The 15304-nt window shown below is 59.8% G+C and carries 11 protein-coding genes and 1 tRNA gene; 5 read left to right on the forward strand and 7 right to left on the reverse strand.

All coding sequences use genetic code 11. The features are described 5' to 3' along the window. Positions 1-25 precede the first annotated feature (25 nt). Genes ABJO75_RS22250 through ABJO75_RS22265 form a run of 4 tightly spaced genes read right to left on the reverse strand, consistent with a single transcriptional unit; the run spans position 26 to position 6117 of the window. Entirely contained in the window at positions 26-1543 is a 1518-nt protein-coding gene (locus ABJO75_RS22250; RefSeq protein WP_348126046.1) for an ABC transporter ATP-binding protein, read from the reverse strand. Next, entirely contained in the window at positions 1540-2475 is a 936-nt protein-coding gene (gene xdhC, locus ABJO75_RS22255; protein WP_348126048.1) for a xanthine dehydrogenase accessory protein XdhC, read from the reverse strand. Before xdhC ends, ABJO75_RS22250 begins: the two co-directional genes overlap by 4 nt. Continuing rightward, positions 2465-4759, reverse strand: a complete 2295-nt coding sequence (gene xdhB / locus ABJO75_RS22260) for a xanthine dehydrogenase molybdopterin binding subunit (protein ID WP_348126049.1) — start codon at positions 4757-4759, stop codon at positions 2465-2467. Before xdhB ends, xdhC begins: the two co-directional genes overlap by 11 nt. After that, positions 4756-6117 (reverse strand): xanthine dehydrogenase small subunit, encoded by a 1362-nt coding sequence (locus tag ABJO75_RS22265; protein ID WP_348126050.1) that lies wholly within the window; start codon positions 6115-6117, stop codon positions 4756-4758. Before ABJO75_RS22265 ends, xdhB begins: the two co-directional genes overlap by 4 nt. A 343-nt stretch (positions 6118-6460) precedes the next feature. Here ABJO75_RS22265 and dnaE point away from each other — a divergent pair, with 343 nt between their 5' ends. Beyond that, the gene (gene dnaE, locus ABJO75_RS22270) at positions 6461-9973 is read left to right on the forward strand and encodes a DNA polymerase III subunit alpha (protein WP_348126052.1); all 3513 of its coding nucleotides are present in this window, start codon (positions 6461-6463) and stop codon (positions 9971-9973) included. Positions 9974-10130: 157 nt separating this feature from the next. On the opposite strand, the gene ABJO75_RS22275 is transcribed toward dnaE, so the two are convergent. Further along, complete coding sequence (locus ABJO75_RS22275; RefSeq protein ID WP_348126053.1) at positions 10131-10325, reverse strand: SlyX family protein; 195 nt, start codon at positions 10323-10325, stop codon at positions 10131-10133. Positions 10326-10461: 136 nt separating this feature from the next. Between ABJO75_RS22275 and hisS the strand changes: the two genes are divergently transcribed. From hisS to hisG, 3 genes are read left to right on the forward strand one after another with little or no spacing between them, the layout of a single operon-like run. Next, on the forward strand, positions 10462-11967 hold the full coding sequence (hisS, locus tag ABJO75_RS22280; RefSeq protein ID WP_348126055.1) for a histidine--tRNA ligase: 1506 nt from the start codon (positions 10462-10464) through the stop codon (positions 11965-11967). After that, positions 11967-13055, forward strand: a complete 1089-nt coding sequence (locus ABJO75_RS22285; RefSeq protein ID WP_348126057.1) for an ATP phosphoribosyltransferase regulatory subunit — start codon at positions 11967-11969, stop codon at positions 13053-13055. The genes hisS and ABJO75_RS22285 overlap by 1 nt, the downstream gene beginning before the upstream one ends. Beyond that, complete coding sequence (gene hisG, locus ABJO75_RS22290) at positions 13052-13741, forward strand: ATP phosphoribosyltransferase (RefSeq protein WP_348126059.1); 690 nt, start codon at positions 13052-13054, stop codon at positions 13739-13741. The genes ABJO75_RS22285 and hisG overlap by 4 nt, the downstream gene beginning before the upstream one ends. 13 nt (positions 13742-13754) lie before the next feature. On the opposite strand, the gene ABJO75_RS22295 is transcribed toward hisG, so the two are convergent. Then, complete coding sequence (locus tag ABJO75_RS22295) at positions 13755-14549, reverse strand: GH25 family lysozyme (RefSeq protein WP_348126060.1); 795 nt, start codon at positions 14547-14549, stop codon at positions 13755-13757. Positions 14550-14658: 109 nt separating this feature from the next. Further along, positions 14659-15090, reverse strand: coding sequence for a DUF1489 domain-containing protein (locus tag ABJO75_RS22300; RefSeq protein WP_348126062.1), 432 nt, complete (start codon positions 15088-15090; stop codon positions 14659-14661). Positions 15091-15189: 99 nt separating this feature from the next. On the opposite strand from ABJO75_RS22300, the gene ABJO75_RS22305 reads away from it, so the two are divergent. Then, positions 15190-15296 (forward strand) — tRNA-OTHER (locus ABJO75_RS22305). The last annotated feature ends 8 nt before the right edge of the window (positions 15297-15304 follow it).

The raw sequence follows: 15304 nt of genomic DNA on the forward strand, positions 1-15304 counted from the left end.
CTCCCGTTGTGTGGGGTGTGTTGGCTCAGACATGGGCCACCTCCATTCCGTGTGCGCCGCCCATCATCAGGCCGATTTCGTCGATGGTCAGACCGGTGGTGTCGCGCGGGGCGCTCAGCCGGCCTTCGTTCAGGGCTGCAAAGCGGTCGCTGATCTCCATCAATTCATCCAGATCCTGGCTGATGCAGACCACCGCCGCGCCATTTGCTGCGAGATCGAGGATCGATTGGCGGATCGCGGCGGCTGCGCTGGCGTCAACACCCCAGGTCGGCTGGTTCACCACCAGCACTTCGGGGCGTTGCAACACCTCGCGACCGATCACGAACTTCTGCAGGTTGCCTCCGGACAGCGACCGCGCCGCGTTTTCAGGACCCGGCGTGCGCACATCGAAATCTGCGATGATCTTGTTGGCAAAGCTCTCGGCCTCGCGCCATTTCAGAAAGCCGTTGTTTTCAAGATTTTCGCGTACCGATCCGGTGAGCATTGCATTTTCTGTCAGGCTCATATCCGGGGCGGCAGCGTGGCCAAGGCGTTCTTCGGGGGCGGTCAACAGGCCGAGCTTGCGGCGTGCCGTTGGTCCAAGATTACCTACCGGTTTGCCGTTAAGCTTAACTGCGTCCGATGCTGTGGTGACCTCGCCCGACAGCACGGACAGCAATTCGTCCTGCCCGTTGCCTGCGACCCCACCGATGCCCAGCACCTCGCCCTGACGGACGGTCATGTGTATATTCTTGAGTGCTGTACCAAAATCCGAGGGCGCGGGCACCGACAGACCGCTGATGTCCAGCGCCACCTCGCCCAGATCACGCCCCGAGCGTTCCGGCGTTTGCAGCGCGGTGCCGACCATCAGTTCGGCCATATCCCGCGCACTGGTCTCTGCAGGAACGCATTCACCGACGTTTTCGCCGAGGCGCAGCACCGTTGCATGGTCACAAAGGGTGCGGATTTCTTCCAGTTTGTGACTGATATATAGGATCGCGGTGCCTTCGGACTTCAGCTTGCGCAGGGTTTCAAACAGGATGTCGACCTCTTGCGGGGTAAGCACGCTGGTGGGTTCGTCCATGATCAGCAATTTGGGGTCCTGCAACAGACAGCGGATGATCTCGACTCGTTGGCGTTCACCGGCAGACAGGTCCCCCACTGTGCGAAAGGGATCAAGCGGCAGGCCGTAGGTTTCCGAAACCTCGCGGATGCGGGTCGCGAGGTCGCGCATCGGCGGCGGGTTTTCCATGCCGAGTGCGATGTTTTCGGCCACGTTCAACGCGTCAAACAGCGAGAAGTGCTGGAACACCATGGCAATCCCATCGGCCCGCGCGGCACGCGGTTCCGGCGGCGCATAGGCCTGACCGTTCAGCAGCATGGTGCCGCTGTCCGGTTTGACCAGCCCATAGATCATCTTAACCAGTGTCGATTTCCCGGCACCGTTTTCACCGAGCAAGGCATGCACCTGGCCGACGCCGATATCAAAGGACACGTTGTTGTTGGCGATCACGCCGGGATAGGCCTTGGTCAGGCCCTGAAGACTCAGAAGGGGAACTGTCACGCGCTCACATCCTTTTTGGTGTGGGTTGCTTTGGCGGGCCGCATCAAGGATGCAGCGACGCCGACGGCGATCATTTGCGGATGCTTGCCCAATGACGGATCGCCGATGGGGCAAGTGATGTCGGCAATGCGGTCCGGTGGGTGGCCGAGTGCGGCGAGCCGAGACCGGAACCGTGCCCATTTGGTTTTCGACCCGATCAATCCTGCAAATGCAAAATCATGGCACAACAGCCGGCGGCAGAGGTCGAGATCGAGCGTGTGGCTATAGGTCAGGATCAGATGCTCTGCATGGTCCGGTGCATGGCGAACCAGTTCTGCGGGTTTAGCCGCGGGAACAACAGTTACGCCGTTCGGGACATCGTCAGGAAAGCGATTAGGGGCGGTATCCACCCAGGTGATCGCAAGATCGGGCATCGGAGATAAAACCTGCACCAGTGCCCGACCAACATGACCCGCGCCCCATATCCACAGAGGTCGCGCGGGTACATGAACCGGTTCAATCATCCAGCCATCGACCAGCTGCGCGGCGGGGGCAATGCCCTGTGATCGCGCGTGTGCCAATATCCGGCGCACCGCCATGGGCATGTCGGCATTTTCTGCAACAGGGCGCGCGATCACCTCTGGATCAAGTGCGGCCAATGTTTCGGCGTCGAAGGTTTCGGTCAACAAGCTGACCGTACCGCCACAGCACTGGCCCAGATCGGGACCAAGGGCATGATGGCTTAGACCCCGTCGCGTGGGGTTTCGCGCGGCCTCAGCCGCTTCGTACTCTAGCGTGCCGCCTCCGATGGTGCCCGACTGGCCGATCTCCCAGACCAGCATCGCAGCCCCCACTTCGCGCGGGGATGATCCGCGTATGGCGGCAATCACCACTCGTACCACGCGGCCATGTTCGGCGACGGTGGCGTGCAGGTCTTGCAGATCAAACCCCATGACGCACCCGTTGAATTGCGGACCAGACCTGTTCTGCCGTCGCCGGAGCATCAAGTGCCGGATAGGCATCGCCACAGGACGCAACCGCGTCGCTGAGGGCGAGAAAGGCCGAGATGCCCAGCATGAAGGGCGGCTCTCCCACGGCCTTGGAGCGATAGATCGTATCTTCGCGGTTCTCACCGTCCCAAAGTGCGACGTTGAACACATCCGGGCGGTCGGAACAGGCGGGGATCTTGTAGGTGCTGGGCGCATGGGTGCGCAGGCGTCCCTTGTCGTCCCAGACCAGTTCTTCGGTGGTCAACCAGCCCGCGCCCTGCACATAGCCGCCTTCGACCTGCCCGATATCGAGCGCCGGGTTCAGCGATGCGCCCGCGTCATGCAGGATGTCGGCCCGCAGGATGCGGTTTTCGCCAGTCAGCGTATCAACTGCGACCTCGGTAATCGCCGCACCATGGGCAAAGTAGAAGAACGGTCGCCCATGCCCCTTGATCCGGTCCCATTCGACCTTTGGCGTCTTGTAGAACCCTGTGGCGCTGAGGCTGACGCGTCCGGCATAGGCCATCCCGACCACCTCGGCAAAGGAATAGACGGCGTCCGCCACCTGCACCTGCCCATCGACAAAGCGAACAGCGCCTGCATCGGCCTGATGCCGCTCGGCCAGGAATTCGGCGATGCGGTCGCGGATGGTGTCGCATGCGGCCTTGACCGCCATACCGTTCAGATCGCTGCCCGATGACGCTGCTGTGGCCGAGGTGTTGGGAACCTTGGCGGTATCGGTCGCGGTGATCTTCACCATCTCCAGCGGAATACCGAACCGGCTCGCCGCCACTTGTGCGACTTTTTGGAACAAGCCTTGGCCCATTTCGGTGCCGCCGTGGTTCAGGTGGACAGAGCCATCTTGATAAACATGCACCAGCGCACCCGCCTGGTTGAGATGCGTCAGGGTAAAGGAAATCCCGAATTTCACCGGCGAAAACCCGATGCCCTTCTTGATGATGTCATGGGTGGCGTTCCATTCTGCCACAGCCGCCCGACGCGCCGCATAGTCGCTGGATTTCAGCAACGCTTCGGTCATACCGTGCAGTTCGAAATCTTCGACCAATTGCCCGTAGGGCGTGGTGTTTTCAGCATGCACATTCGGGGCTTCGGCATAGTAATTGCGCTTGCGCACCTCGACCGGATCCAGCCCGAGTTCGTGGGCGATGTGGTCGATGACCCGCTCGATCCCGACCACACCCTGCGGGCCGCCGAACCCGCGATAGGCGGTGGCGCTTTGCATGTTGGTTTTCAGTCGATGACTCTCGATCCGCGCTGCTGGCAACAGATAGGCATTGTCCGCATGCAGCATCGCCCGGTCGGCAACCGGCAGCGTCAGATCCTGCGCCCAGCCACCGCGCGTGTACTGCATGAACTCGACACCGCTGATGCGGCCGGTATCGTCAAACCCCGCACGATAGGTGATGCGGAAATCGTGGCGCTTGCCGGTGATCACCATGTCATCGTCGCGGTCATAGCGCATCTTGCAGGCTTTACCGGTCAGCCGGGCGGCAACCGCACAAATGCAGGCGAGCGCGTTGCCCTGGCTTTCCTTGCCGCCAAAACCACCGCCCATGCGGCGGGTTTCAACGCGGACGCCGTGCATCGGAATGCCGATGGCCTCGGCCACCTTGTGCTGAATCTCGGTCGGATGCTGGGTCGAGGAATGCACCAGCATGTCGCCGCCTTCCTGCGGCAACGCGAGTGCGGCCTGACCTTCGAGATAGAAATGCTCTTGCCCGCCGATTTCCATGCTGCCTTCGATGACATGCGGCGCAGAGTCGATTGCTGTGGCGGCGTTGCCTTTTTCATAGATGCGTGGACCGTCCTCGAACCGGCTGTCAGCGGTCATGGCCTGCTCGATGCTGAGCATCGGTTCTTCTTCTTCGTAGCTGACTTTGCCCAGCCGCGCGGCCTTGCGGGCGGCCAGATGGCTTTGTGCCACAACCGCAAAGATGGCTTGGCCTACGTGATGCACGGTGCCATCTGACAGCAGCGGTTCGTCATGGGCCGAAGGGGAGACGTCATTGGCAAACGGCAGGTCATCTGCTGTCAGCACCGCGATAACACCGGGGGCGGCGCGCACGGCGGTCAGGTCCATTGCGGTGATCCGCCCGCGGGCGATCTCGCTCTGGCCGAACGCCAGATGCAGAGTGCCAGTCGGTGTCGGGATGTCGTCGATATAGCGCGCGCTGCCGGTCACATGCAGAGGCGCGGCGTCATGGGGAAGGGAGGAGGTAACAGTCATGCGCTGACCTCCAGAACCGATACCGGTCCTCCCTGATCCTCGGCGAAATAGCGCGCCAGCATGGCCCGTGCGCTTTCGAGCCGATAGCGAGCAGAGGCGCGCATGTCGCTCATCGGGGTGAAAACGGTGTCAAACCCGGCCTGGGCGGCGTTTATGGTTTCTTTGGTCCAGGATTTGCCGATCAGAGCGTCCTCAACCGCATCGGCGCGCTTGGGTGTGGCAGCCATGCCGCCAAACGCGATCTTCGCCTGTGTCACGACGCCGTCCGCAACCGTGACGTTGAAACAGCCGCAGACTGCCGAGATATCCTGATCGAACCGTTTGGACAGCTTGTAGCATTTCAGCCGATCGGGTTGGCGCGGAAAGCTGACCGCCTCGACGAATTCTCCTGGCTGTCGATCTTGTTTGCCATAGGCAACAAAAAAATCCTGAAGCGGCAGGGACCGTCGCGCATCGCCCTTGCGCAGATGTAGCGTCGCGCCTAGTGCAATCAGCGCTGGGGGGTTGTCGCCGATCGGAGAGCCGTTGGCGATGTTGCCACCAACCGTGGCGGCGTTGCGCACCTGTACGCTGGCATAGCGACGGATCATTTCGCCGTAAGACGGGTGCAGATCGGCGATCGCCGCGCCCATGTCATTCATGTCGACCATCGCGCCGAGGCGGACTTCGTTCTCGTCGATCTCAATGGTCTTCAGATCCTCGCAGCGGTTGAGAAAGATCACTGGGTCAAGATCGCGGAGTTGTTTCGTGACCCACAACCCGACGTCTGTCGCGCCAGCGACAAGTGTAGCATCAGGATGCTCTGCATAAATCGTCGCAAGATCATCAGCACTTTCGGGGATAAGCGGTGTTGAGGGGGCCGGGGCGCTCGCGTCGTCCTTGACCCATTGCGGCACTGGCTGTTCCGCTGCGGCCTCTGCGGCGCGGATGATTGGCGCATATCCGGTACAGCGGCACAGGTTGCCCGCCAGTTGATCGTCGTAATTGGTGGCGCCGTTCAAATGTGCGGTGGTCATCGACATGACAAAGCCCGGCGTGCAGAAGCCGCACTGGCTGCCGTGATGGGCGACCATTGCCTCCTGCACTGGGTGCAGGGCGCCATCCGGGCCGCTGACGCCTTCGACTGTGCGCACTGATTTGCCCTGCAACTGCGGCAGGAACAGGATGCAGGCGTTCAGCGCCTTTGCACCGCTGCCATCTGTCACCATCACCGTGCAGGCGCCGCAATCGCCTTCGTTGCAGCCCTCCTTGGTCCCCGTCAAAAGCCGATCTTCGCGCAACCAGTCCAGCAGCGTTGTCGTCGGCGAAACACCTGACAATGCCACGGTCTCTCCGTTCAGAAGAAACGAGATGTCCATGTTTGAAACCCGTCGCGGTACCCTGTTGTGGCCAGTGATGCAGGTATTCGATGCGACGTAGAACATCTGCGGGCCGTTTATTGTCCTCAGGTTAGAAAGGCAAAACGCGATCTGGCAAGGAAAACATACGCTGCAATGCAACATGTTACGTTGGTTTTGCCGGATTTTTGGCAAGGTGCCTGCAGTTTAATCATGTTGAATCATGGTTTTGCCTTGTTGCCCGGATCGCAGGTTGTGAAAGCACCTTCAAAAATACCAGAACAATCACGCAACGGTTTGTTGTTTCGCCGTAGGCATAAAAATGCGCCTTTCCCGTCTCTACCAGAACAGGGTAGCGTGCAGCATGAGCATAAATCCCCGATTCATTCACCTGCGCGTGCACACCGAATATTCGCTCCTCGAAGGGGCGGTCCGGCTCAAGAAACTGCCCGGAATGTGCAAGGCAAACGACATGCCGGCCGTGGCCGTCACCGATACCAACAACATGTTTTCTGCGCTCGAATTCTCGATAGCGGCAAGCAGCGCGGGCATCCAGCCGATCATCGGCTGCCAGGTTGATCTGGTTTACGTTGCGGCCCAACCGGGTGAGAAACTGCGGGCCCCTGCGCCGCTCGTCTTGTTGGCGCAGTCAGAGGCCGGATATGAAAACCTGATGAAGCTGAACTCCTGTCTTTATCTGGACAAGGGGGGGCAGCTTCCGCAGGTGACACCCGAGGAGCTGGAGCGCCACGCCGAGGGGCTGATTTGCCTGACGGGTGGTCCCAATGGCCCGGTGGGGATGCTGTTACAAGCGGGGCAGCGCCCGGCCGCCGAGGCGCTGCTGGGACGCATGGCGCGGGCCTTTCCCGACCGCCTTTACGTCGAGCTTCAGCGTCACCCCGGTGAAGCAGGCCAACCCGAACCAGAGCGTCTGACCGAGCAGGGCCATGTGGAAATGGCCTATGCGATGAAGCTGCCGTTGGTGGCCACCAATGACGTCTATTTTCCCGAAACCAAGATGTACGAGGCACACGACGCCCTGATCTGCATCAGCGATGGGGCGTATGTCGATCAGCAAGAACCCCGGCGCCGATTAACGGCGCAACACTATTTCAAAAGTCAGCAAGAGATGGTGACCCTGTTCGCCGATCTGCCAGAGGCGATTGAAAACACCGTAGAGATCGCCCGCCGTTGTGCCTTTATGGCCTATCGCCGTGATCCGATCCTGCCAAAGTTCGCCGATGACGAAGTGGCCGAATTGCGACGGATGGCAAATGACGGCCTACAGAACCGGTTGGCGGTGATTCCACATGCCGTGACGGTCGAGAAATATCAGGAGCGACTGGATTTCGAGCTTGGGATCATCGAAGGCATGGGGTTCCCCGGTTACTTCCTGATCGTTGCTGACTTTATCCAGTGGGCCAAGGACAATGACATTCCGGTGGGGCCGGGGCGGGGATCGGGTGCGGGTAGCCTTGTGGCTTATGCGTTGACCATCACCGACCTTGATCCGCTGCGATACTCCCTGCTGTTCGAACGGTTCCTGAACCCCGAACGGGTATCGATGCCTGACTTTGATATCGACTTTTGCATGGACCGCCGCGAAGAGGTGATCCGCTATGTTCAGGAGAAATATGGCCGCGACAAGGTAGGGCAGATCATCACATTCGGTGCGCTGTTGTCCAAGGCGGCGGTGCGCGACATCGGGCGCGTCTTACAGATGCCCTATGGGCAGGTGGATCGTTTGTCCAAGATGATACCTGTCGAAGGGGTCAAACCGGTCAGTATCGAAAAGGCGTTGGCGGACGAGCCGCGCCTGCGCGAAGAGGCCAAGGCCGAAGAAGTGGTGGACCGCCTGCTGACCTACGGCCAGCAGGTCGAAGGGTTGCTTAGAAACGCCTCGACCCATGCCGCCGGTGTTGTGATCGGCGACCGTCCGCTGGATGCGCTTGTGCCGCTCTATCAGGATCCGCGGTCAGACATGCCTGCAACCCAGTTCAATATGAAATGGGTCGAACAGGCGGGTCTGGTAAAATTCGACTTTCTCGGCCTTAAAACCCTGACCGTGATCCAGAACGCGGTCGATCAGATCAAGGCCAGCGGCCGGCACCTGCATGTTGCGGCAGACGGCACGGAATTGTTCGAGCCGCCCGAGGGTTTGATCGATGACATCGGCACCATCCCACTGGATGACGAGGCGTCTTACAAACTCTATGCTGCGGCCAAGACCGTCGCGGTGTTTCAGGTGGAATCCAGCGGCATGATGGATGCGCTCAAGCGCATGAAACCAACCTGCATCGAGGATATCGTGGCGTTGGTGGCGCTCTACCGCCCCGGCCCGATGGAGAATATCCCGACCTACTGCGAGGTCAAAAATGGGGTCAAAGAGCGCGAATCCGTTCATCCGCTGATCGATCACATCCTCGAAGAAACCCAGGGCATCATTGTTTATCAGGAACAGGTGATGCAGATCGCTCAGGTCATGGCGGGTTACTCGCTGGGCGGTGCGGACCTGCTGCGCCGCGCGATGGGCAAAAAGATTGCCGAGGAAATGGCCAAGGAACGCCCCAAATTCGAAAAAGGGGCGATGGAAAATGGGGTCAAAAAGAAAAAGGCCTCCGAAGTTTTCGACCTTCTCGAGAAATTCGCCAACTATGGGTTCAACAAATCGCACGCGGCGGCCTATGCCGTGGTCAGCTATCAAACCGCATGGCTCAAGGCGAACCATCCGGTGGAATTCATGGCCGGGGTCATGAATTGCGATATCCACCTGACCGACAAACTGGCGACCTATTTTGAAGAGGTGAAGAAGGCGCTGGAGCTGCCGTGGGTCCCGCCTTGTGTCAACCGGTCCGATGCGACGTTCAAGGTGGTGGACGGAGCCTTGGTATATGCGCTGGGCGCGCTGAAAAATGTCGGAACCGAGGCGATGCGCCTCGTGACCGACGGGCGCAAAATTGACGGTGTCGATAAACCTTTCGCGACGTTGTTTGACATGGCCCGACGGGTCGATCTCAAACGGGTGGGCAAACGCCCGATGGAAATGCTCGCCCGTGCTGGGGCGTTTGATCAGCTTGATGCGAATCGCCGCCGCGTGTTTGACAGCCTTGATGCACTGGTTGCCTACTCGGCGGCAGTGCATGAGCAGAAGAATTCGAACCAGGTGTCGCTCTTTGGGGAAGCGGGTGATGACCTGCCCGAGCCGCGCCTGTCGCCTGCGGCAGACTGGCTCCCCGCTGAACGGCTCGCCGAAGAATTCCGCGCGGTAGGCTTCTATCTTTCCGGGCATCCACTTGATGACTATGCAGCGTTCCTGAAACGCAAAGGGGTGATGACTCTCGAAGAGGTCCAGAAGAAAGCTGCCAATTCGCCTTTGGTTGCCAAGCTGGCCGGGGTGGTTGCGGGCCGCCAGGAACGCAAATCGGCGCGCGGCAATCGGTTTGCCTTTGCGCAACTATCCGACGCGACCGGAGCCTACGAGGTTACTCTGTTTTCGGATACGCTTGAAAAGGCACGCGCCTTTCTTGACGCCGGTTCCAAGGTGGTGATCACGGTTGAAGCCAATGTGGAAAGCGATCAGTTGAAATTGCTGGGTCGATCCGTCGTCCAGATTGACGCCGCCGTTGGCGATCTCGAGGCTGCGGGTTTGCGAGTGTTCATCGACGCCTCCGAAGCGGTCGGGACGGTTGCCAGTGTTCTTGAAGATGCACAAAGCGCCGCTCGCAATGCAGCGAGGGGGCCCGTCCAAGTGTGCTTGGTGGACCCTGAGTTGCCCGGCGAAGTCGACATGGAACTGGGGTATGACTTTGCGATCAACCCTCAGATCAAGGGAGCGATCAAGAGTCTTCAGGGCGTGCTCGCCGTGGAAGATCTTTGATCTGAGGACCTGACAACAGGGGGCTCTGCCCCCGTCGCCCTCTGGGCGCCTCCCCCGGAGTATTTGAGCAAAGATGAAATTCTAGGGTCACTTGTCTTTCAGCTTTGTCAAAGTACTCCGGGGAGTTTGAGGGGCAGCGCCCCTCATCTGCACTCAATCAATAGTGTGGTGGACGCTCGTCGCCCAGAACGATCCCGCCACCACGTTCTGCGTCCCGCTCGCCCTCACGTTGCATGAGCATGTGAACCCGACGAGTCAGCGTGTCGATTTCGTGTTGTTGCTGGGCCACGACATCGCTCAGTTCATCCACGCTGCGGAGCAGGTGAGCGATCTTTTCTTCGAGATGTTGCATGGCGTGCCCTTTGTTGAGTTTCTCGGCTCATACCGTGATTGGGCGGCAATTCCAACGGCAGAGCGTTGCCTGCCTTGCCCCTGTCATGCCCTTGGGCTAGACCCCGCGGCAACCGGACTGCCCAAGGACGCCCGATATGGCCAAGACCCGCAAACAACCTCGCCCCAAGGCGGAAACGCCCAAGGGGTTCCGCGATTATTTCGGCGCAGAGGTGACACAGCGCAATGATATGTTGCAGGCGATCGCGGGCGTCTATCATCGCTATGGCTTTGATGCATTGGAGTCTTCGGCGGTTGAAACCGTAGAAGCATTGGGTAAGTTCCTGCCAGATGTGGACCGTCCGAACGAAGGCGTCTTTGCCTGGCAGGAGGACGAGGCCGACTGGCTGGCGCTGCGTTATGATCTGACGGCTCCGTTGGCGCGGGTGTTTGCCCAACATCGCAATGACCTGCCGACACCTTACCGGCGTTATGCGATGGGGCCGGTCTGGCGCAATGAAAAGCCGGGGCCGGGGAGGTTTCGCCAGTTTTATCAGTGTGATGCGGACACAGTTGGGTCGGCGAGCATGGCCGCGGATGCCGAGATCTGTGCGATGTTGAGCGACACGTTGGAAGCCGTTGGAATCGCGCGCGGTGATTATGTGGTGCGGATCAACAACCGCAAGGTTTTGAACGGAGTGATGGAGGTTGCGGGAGTCTTGGATCCTGCAAACCCGGACGTCCGGGCGCACGAGCGCGGGATTGTATTGCGGGCAATCGACAAACTTGACCGGTTGGGTTCCGAAGGCGTCCGGGCTCTTCTCGGCGCGGGGCGCAAGGATGCGAGCGGCGATTTCACCGATGGCGCGGGGCTTGGCGATGAACAGGCCGCCGTCATTATGGGCTTTATGGACGCCCGAAGAGATACCGGCGCGGACACCGTTGCCCGTCTGCGCGATTTGGTGGCAGGTTCGACGATTGGGGAGCAAGGTGTCAACGAGCTTGAGCAGATCGCGGATTTGCTCGCGGCGCAAGGCTATGGCCCGGATCGTATCATCATTGATCCATCGGTCGTGCGCGGGCTCGGCTATTACACGGGCCCGGTCTATGAGGCCGAACTGACCTTTGAAATCTTTGACGAAAAGGGTCGCAAGCGGCAATTCGGCTCGGTTGCCGGCGGTGGACGTTATGACGATCTGGTAAAGCGGTTCACCGGACAGGAAGTGCCGGCGACCGGCATTTCTATCGGGGTGGATCGGTTGCTTGCCGCGCTTCGGGAGAAGGGGCGGATCAAGGCGGTCGAGCAGGGGCCGGTCGTCGTAACGGTCATGGATCGGGATCGGATGGCGGATTATCAGGCAATGGTCGCAGAGTTGCGAAATGCGTGTATCCGGGCGGAAGTGTATCTGGGCAACCCAAAGAATTTTGGCAATCAGCTGAAGTATGCGGACCGTCGCAACAGCCCAGTGGCGATTATCGAGGGCGGCGACGAAAAGGAACGCGGCGTGGTTCAGATCAAGGACCTGATCCTTGGCGCACAGATTGCAGAAAACGCGACGCTGGAAGAATGGAAAGAACGCCCCAGCCAGTTCGAAGTGCCGCGCGATCAGATGCTCGACAAGGTGCGCGAAATTCTTGCGATTCACGAGATCGGACAGGACTGATGCCGACCCGTGCCGAGACATTGACCGAGGCGGCGCGCCTGCGTGCGCTGTTTCAGGCGGCGGGCGGGCTGCCGATTGAAACGCCGATCCTGCAACCGTCGGAAACCTTGCTGGACCTTTATGGCGAAGATATCCGCGCGCGGGCCTATGTGACCAGCGACGCGCTGCATGGCGAGCAAATGTTACGCCCGGATTTTACGGTTCCAGTGGTGCAGATGCACATGGAATTCGGAGCCGAGCCTGCCCGCTATACCTATTCCGGTGAAGTGTTTCGCCATCAGGACGAGCATCCGGATCGCGCGAGCGAATATGTACAGGTCGGATACGAATTGTTTGACCGCTCCAACGCAGCGGCGGCGGATGCCGAGGTGTTTGCCCGGATCGCCGAAGCGGTATCCGGGCTGAACCTGCGCGCGGCGACAGGCGATATTGGCATTCTGATGGCGGCGGTGCGGGGCCTTGATACCACCGAACGGCGCAAAGCGGCGCTGATGCGGCATATCTGGCGGCCTCGGCGGTTCCGAGCCTTGCTTGATCGATATTCCCGGCGTGTGCCGGTGCCAGCAACCCGTGCGGCATTGCTTGCGGCAGAGGACCCGTTGGCGGTCAATGCGCCCTGGAACGGGAAACGGGGGCAGGCCGAAGTTGCGGAACGGATCGATGCCTTGCGCGCGGATGCCGAAACACCGCCCATATCCGCAACCGAAATATCGGCTTTGGACAACCTGCTTTCGGTACGCGAAACAGCGCCGTTTGCGCTGGCGCATTTGCGCGATATTGCCGTTGATTTGCCGTCGATCACCCAGTCGCTCTATCTGCTTGAGGCGCGGCTTGGCGCTCTGGATGCTTGCGGGATTGATGTGGAGAACCTTGATTTTGAGGCAAGTTACGGCCGCACATCGATGGAATATTACGATGGGTTTGTCTTTGGCTTTTATGCCGAACGCCGCCCGGACTTGCCGCCGATTGCTACGGGTGGCCGGTATGACGCCTTGACCCGCCACCTCGGCGGAGGCAGCGAAATTCCGGCGGTTGGCGGCGTTTTGCGGCCGGGCCTCATGCTGGAACTCGGAGAGGGCGCGGTATGAGTGTCAAGCTGGGCGTGCCGTCCAAAGGGCGGCTGATGGAAAAGACCTTTGGCTGGTTTGCCAAGCGGGGCATCACTCTGAGCCGCACCGGATCAGAGCGGGAGTATGCTGGCGTAGTGACAGGGGTCGACGGCGTTGACTTGGTGTTGCTGTCGGCAGGCGAAATTCCACGGGAACTGGCCGCGGGGCGTATCCATCTGGGCGTGACAGGCACCGATCTGGTGCAGGAAAAGCTGCCGCTGTGGGAGCAGCAGACCGAAGAGGTCAATCCGTTGGGGTTTGGCCATGCCGATCTGGTTCTGGCGGTGCCTAAATGCTGGGTTGATGTGGATACGCTGGATGATCTGGACGCGGTCGCGGCGGCGTTTCGCGCCCATCATGGCCATCGCCTGCGGATCGCGACCAAGTATCACCGTCTGGTGCATAGATTTCTGCGCGATGCCGGGGTGGCGGATTATCAACTGGTTGATAGTCAGGGCGCGACCGAAGGCACGGTGATGAATGAAACCGCCGAGGCGATTGCCGATATCACCTCGACCGGTGACACGCTGCGGGCCAATCACCTGAAGCTGTTGACCGATGGGTTGATCCTGCGCAGTCAGGCGACGCTTTGGCGCAGCCGATCCGCGCCTGTTACTGACGCAGATCGCAAGGCGCTTAAGGCGTTGATCAGACAGGTTGGCTGAGCCGCGCCGCGCGTCAGCGCGACCAGCGCAGCCATGCTTCTGGTGAGGACCTGAACACGTTCAGATCGACCGGACCGGAGATGCCGGGAACGATACCGGTGCCGGTATATTGCCAGAACGTCCAGAACGCGCCGGGATAGACCGTGCGTGGATGCCCTGCGACCGAACGCAGCCAGAATTCTGTGTTGCGCAGCTTGTCGATGCCGGTCTCTCGGAAGAAATCCACAGTGGTGTAGACCACGGGACGGCGGCCGTAATGCGCTTCGAGCATGTCCAGAAAGATCTTGGCCTCGGCTTGGATGGTTGCCCCGTCTGGACGCAGGCGGCAAGTGCGGGACTGATGGTTCCATTCCATGTCAAGAACATGCGGCAGGTCCGAGCTGCTGCGCGGGACGTTCTGAATGAACCACGTTGCCTGTTCATGGGCTGGACGGCAGAAATAGTAAAAGTGATAGGCACCGTGGCGCACACCAGCGCGACGCGCTCCGTTCCAGTGTTCCTGGAACATCGGATCGAGATAGTCGCCGCCTTCGGTTGCCTTGATGAAAGCAAAGTTGATCCCGGCGGATTTCACCCGAGGCCAATCAATATCGCTCTGGTAGCGGGCGACATCGATGCCGTGGATCGGATAGGAATAGGGATCGCGACCGTCCCAGGCGTGCGGCTTGGAATCGCCGAAGCGCGGATAAACCAGAAGGTTGGTTTCCGGGTCCAGCTTGGCAGGAACGACGGGGGCAACCCGCTCGACGCCGCGCCCACAACTGACAAGGATGGCCGCTGCCAGCAGGGCCACCAGAATTCTGTACATTTTTGTTCTCCTGCTCGATGCCGGTTCTGTGTTCGGCTTTGCTGTTGGAGTTTTTTGGTCTTCTAACCGATATCACCGAGTTGCAACAGTGACATGTTGGTGATTTTCTTCAGATCACACCGATCTCTGCCAAGGCTCGGTTGAGTTCCACCGGCAATGCATCATCGTTTTCGCGCCCTTCGGGCAGGTCGGGCGGAGCATCCTGCGGCGACAGATATCGCCAACCCTGAAACGGGCGTTTTAGCACGGACTGGGTGCGATGTAACTGCGTGTCCAAAACGATGGCACAGCGCCGGATACCATCGTCGCCGAACACTTCGTCCAGTCGCAGAATGCGTTGACGGCATTGGACCAGCCCTTTGATGACCCAGAAGATCGAGCCGCCATTCAGAATTTCGCCTTCGCGCTTTGGCCACATTCGGGTGACGTGCCGGGGTAGGCCGTCCTCGCGTTCTGCGCGGCGAGTTTTCTGCCAACGGGCCAGATCCTCAACACTTTCGGTCCCGACAGACAGCTTGATGAGATTGACGGTTTTATCCACAGAGTCGTCCCCAAGTAAGGCTCTATATGGTAGTGGAATTTGTCTGGGCTTCAAGCTATTGTGGATTCTCCTAACGCGGCCTACGCGTTAGGAGAAAGTTGCGACGTAGCTCAATTGGATAGAGCATCTCGTTTTCGAGTAGTATCGGTCCTAGCGACACGAGTACTACGGCGGGATAGATGTGGGTTCAAGTCCCGCCGTTGCAATCAATAAT

It is taken from the genome of Sedimentitalea sp. (genome assembly GCF_039973035.1).
Taxonomy (GTDB): domain Bacteria; phylum Pseudomonadota; class Alphaproteobacteria; order Rhodobacterales; family Rhodobacteraceae; genus Sedimentitalea.

Excerpts from the sequence above, each read along its gene's own strand:
- ABJO75_RS22265 (WP_348126050.1), bottom strand. The coding sequence starts at position 6,117 with ATGGACATCTCGTTTCTTCTGAACGGAGAGACCGTGGCATTGTCAGGT.
- dnaE (WP_348126052.1), top strand. The coding sequence starts at position 6,461 with ATGAGCATAAATCCCCGATTCATTCACCTGCGCGTGCACACCGAATAT.
- ABJO75_RS22275 (WP_348126053.1), bottom strand. The coding sequence starts at position 10,325 with ATGCAACATCTCGAAGAAAAGATCGCTCACCTGCTCCGCAGCGTGGAT.
- xdhB (WP_348126049.1), bottom strand. The coding sequence starts at position 4,759 with ATGACTGTTACCTCCTCCCTTCCCCATGACGCCGCGCCTCTGCATGTG.
- hisG (WP_348126059.1), top strand. The coding sequence starts at position 13,052 with ATGAGTGTCAAGCTGGGCGTGCCGTCCAAAGGGCGGCTGATGGAAAAG.
- xdhC (WP_348126048.1), bottom strand. The coding sequence starts at position 2,475 with ATGGGGTTTGATCTGCAAGACCTGCACGCCACCGTCGCCGAACATGGC.
- ABJO75_RS22295 (WP_348126060.1), bottom strand. The coding sequence starts at position 14,549 with ATGTACAGAATTCTGGTGGCCCTGCTGGCAGCGGCCATCCTTGTCAGT.
- hisS (WP_348126055.1), top strand. The coding sequence starts at position 10,462 with ATGGCCAAGACCCGCAAACAACCTCGCCCCAAGGCGGAAACGCCCAAG.
- ABJO75_RS22285 (WP_348126057.1), top strand. The coding sequence starts at position 11,967 with ATGCCGACCCGTGCCGAGACATTGACCGAGGCGGCGCGCCTGCGTGCG.